This is a genomic window from Aldersonia kunmingensis (genome assembly GCF_001646865.1).
GTDB classification, from domain to species: Bacteria; Actinomycetota; Actinomycetes; order Mycobacteriales; family Mycobacteriaceae; genus Aldersonia; species Aldersonia kunmingensis.
Map to the genome: position 1 here is coordinate 1 of NZ_LRRB01000027.1, position 3,165 is coordinate 3,165.

General features: G+C 67.5%; 4 protein-coding genes. 1 reads left to right on the forward strand and 3 read right to left on the reverse strand.

Annotated features, from left to right (window positions below; all coding sequences use genetic code 11):
- A partial coding sequence (locus A8G08_RS02365; RefSeq protein WP_068269600.1) for a TetR/AcrR family transcriptional regulator occupies window positions 1-1,217 on the reverse strand: 1,217 nt, incomplete at its 3' end.
- Between the two features lie 114 nt (window positions 1,218-1,331).
- Between A8G08_RS02365 and A8G08_RS02370 the strand changes: the two genes are divergently transcribed.
- Window positions 1,332-1,763 (forward strand): SRPBCC family protein, encoded by a 432-nt coding sequence (locus A8G08_RS02370; RefSeq protein ID WP_169823251.1) that lies wholly within the window; start codon window positions 1,332-1,334, stop codon window positions 1,761-1,763.
- Window positions 1,764-1,907: 144 nt separating this feature from the next.
- On the opposite strand, the gene A8G08_RS02375 is transcribed toward A8G08_RS02370, so the two are convergent.
- Together A8G08_RS02375 and A8G08_RS02380 are read right to left on the reverse strand one after the other, a co-directional pair.
- A complete protein-coding gene (locus A8G08_RS02375) occupies window positions 1,908-2,645 on the reverse strand; it encodes an energy-coupling factor transporter transmembrane component T family protein (protein WP_068269602.1) in 738 nt (245 codons plus the stop codon).
- Window positions 2,642-3,165: ABC transporter ATP-binding protein (locus A8G08_RS02380; protein WP_157108371.1), on the reverse strand; the 524-nt coding region annotated here is incomplete at its 5' end. The genes A8G08_RS02380 and A8G08_RS02375, both read right to left, overlap by 4 nt.

Sequence of the window (3,165 nt, forward strand, 5' to 3'; positions counted from 1 at the left end):
AGAACTCGCAGCATCAGAAGCTGCACGCGCCCCTCGGACGAGGGGCTCTTGTCGAAGCGCAGCAGCCGGCCGACGTCGACGACGAGGCCGAGTGCTGCGTGAACCAGGAAACGCGCTTGGCGCGCAGATAATTCGGGTCGAGTATCGGTGAGCAAGCGCGCCCACTCCTCGACATTGAGCCGCTGGATGTTGCGCAGCGTGCTGCGCTCCTGCGGTGGCACATTGCCGATCTCGGAGTAATAGACGAAGGTCAGCTCACTCTGCGCGAAGGCGCTGGTCACGTAGAGATCGACGAGTCGGGTGAGGGCCTCGCGCGAATCCGACGACTGCGCAACGGCAACCGGGATCGCCGCTGATACCCGATCCGCGGCTCGACGGAATGCCGCCGTCAGGATGTCGGCCTTGCTCCGGTAGTAGCGGTAGACGCCGGACGGGGGGAGGCCCGCGGCCGTGGCGATATCGTCGATCCCCACCTCGGGATAACCGCGCTGGTGGAACAGCACGATCGCCTTCTCGAGCAGGAGTTCGTGCTTGAAGGTCTCGGGGATTTCGGCGGCCGGCTCGGCGGAGGCTTCCTCGTCGGTGATGCTCGGCAGGTTGCTGCGCAGCACGGTCCAGCAGGTGTTGCCGATCAGCTTCTGCAGCGCCTTCGGCGGCAGCGTCGCGTGGTGATCGGTGATGCTGCCCAGGATGGCCAGGGTCGCTGCGACCAGCATCGAGAGGTCTTCGGGGCTGAGCTCGGGACGCAACTCGGCGACCGGCTGGGTGATGGCGGCATGCACGCCATTGACCTGTTCACGCAGCAGCGCCTGGTCGGGGCCCTCGAGGTAGCGCCCTTCCCAGCGGTACAACGCGCCGGATTGCCGGTTGGTGATCGTCAAGGAGAGGATCGACTGCAGCAGCCAGTCGATACGCTGCTCCGCGGACCAGGTGGCGGCCTCGTCGGGCAGCGTCGCAGCGGCGCGCAGTTGGCCGCCGAGCGTGAGCACCGCATCCCGGAAGAGCGCGTACTTGCTCGGGTAATGCCGGTAGAGCGCGGCGGCGGAGACGTCCACCTTCGCGGCAATGTCCTCCATGCTCACCGCGTGGTACCCGAGGGCGCCGAACGACTCGGCAGCGACGGCCGCGATAGTCGACTTGCGGTTCTTCGGCCGTCGCTTGACGACACGTTCGGCTACAACCTGGTCAGCAGAGCTGCGCGGTTGGCCGGGAGACATGTTCGACATGCTAATGGAACCGGTTGCATGATTCTTACTCAGTAGGAGAACGAAAATTAACATGCCGAGCATGCGAGACCGAGGTGATCTGAAGTGATACGCGAGGTCAGAGTGGTGAAGGCCATCCCCGCGCCGATCGACGACGTGTTCGACTGGATGACCAACTCCGACAACTACCGGCGGGTGCCGGGGGTGTTCGTCGCGGACCTCGTCGAGCCGGGTGCGCCAACCCCGCAGGGGCCCGGGGCGGTTCGGAAAGTCGTCAGTGCGGGCATGAAGCTGACCGAGCAGATTCTCGAGCTCGACCGCCCCAACGTGATGCGCTACCGCGTGCTGTCGTCATTCCCCCCTATGCGGCATGAGTACGGCTCGATGGAGTTCAGCTCGGCAGCGGGCGGGACGACCGTCACCTGGGTGTCGCGCTTCGAGTCCACCGCGCCGATCCTGAACGGCCTCGCGACCCGGCTGCTGGCTGTGGGCGTAGCGGCCGGATTCAAAGGTGTGCTGCGTACCGCGGACAAGGAGTTGCGCGCTCGAGCGGGGTGAGTGATTCCCACATTGTGAACGGAACTTTCGTTGCGCTCAGCGGAGTGAACGGAAGCGTTCACTCCGTCTAACGCAACGGATCTTCCGTTCACGGCGTCCGAGTGCATCCCGAAATGTGGGAACCGTACGTGCGGTCAGGAGCGCTCAGAACGCCAGGTGCAGCGCGACCGCCCCGGCCATGACGCCCGCGACAACCACCGCTGCGACCACATCCGCACGCCCGGGCCGGCCCGGGTACGCGGTGAGCTGACCTGTCCCACCGCGGGCGGTGATCGCCTCGGCGAGCTCGCCCGCGCGACGGGTCGAGATCGACATGACCGCGGTGATGATGTCGATCAACCCGTTGTCGCGCGGGCTGTGCGATGCCCCGCCCTTGGGCCGCAGCCGCCGGCCCGCGCGCAGCACCCGCAGCTCCTCGATGAGCAGCGGCAGGCTGCGCAGGCTCAGCGCGATCGCCACCGCCCACTCGTCGATCGGCAGCCGGAGCTTCCGCAGCGGCGCGCACAGCGTCGAGATGGCCGGGGCGATCTCGTTCAGCGCGGTCGTCCACGCGATCACGAATGAGGCGCCGAGCAGCACCAGGCCGAAGACCGCGATCTGCGCGTAGCGCAGCACGGCCTGTTGGCCGACCGGGACGTTGATCAGCCCGCCGAGCAGGAGCAGCCCCCAGAACCACCACGGCAACCGCGGCACCGCGGTCGGCGGCACGTGCGCGATCGCTGTCACTGCAACGAGGAACGCGGTGACGAGGCCGAGCACCGGCCATGAAGGGATGAACATCAGCAGCACACTGATTGCGAAGACGACGAGCATCTTCGTGCCGGCCCACAGGCGGTGTACGACGCTGTCGCCGGGCACGCGGCGGAGGACGACGGTGCTCATCGCACACCTCCCGTCCGGGCGTCGGGCATCGCGACGGCATTCACTGCGGGCCCGACCGGAGCCGCGGGATCGACGATTCGGCCCGCGGCGAGGTGGACAGTGCGATTGCACACGGCCGTCATTCCCTCGGTGTCGTGCGAGATCACTACCAGTGTCAGCCCCGAACGGCGAAGTGAGGCAAGCAGTTCGACGATGCCGCGCCGTCCTTCCGGGTCGAGACCGGCGAGCGGCTCATCGAGTACGACCAGTTTCGGGTGGCTCACAAGGATCCCGGCGAGCACCACGCGGCGGGCCTGGCCGCCACTGAGTTCGTCGATCGGGCGGGCCGCCAGCATCCGATCGAGCCCGACGGCGTCGAGTGCTCGCCCGACGCCAGCGGACCCGATACCGGGCCCGCCCCACGATTCGATCTCGGAGCTGACCGTGCGCCGTTGCAGCTGCAGCCGGGCGTGCTGGAACGCGAGCGCGACCCGGCCGACCTGGGCCGTGGTCGGCTTGTCGTCGAGCACACAGGTGCCCG

Bases quoted from the DNA above. Each gene is read 5' to 3' on its own strand.
- A8G08_RS02375 (WP_068269602.1), bottom strand. From the start codon at position 2,645: ATGAGCACCGTCGTCCTCCGCCGCGTGCCCGGCGACAGCGTCGTACAC.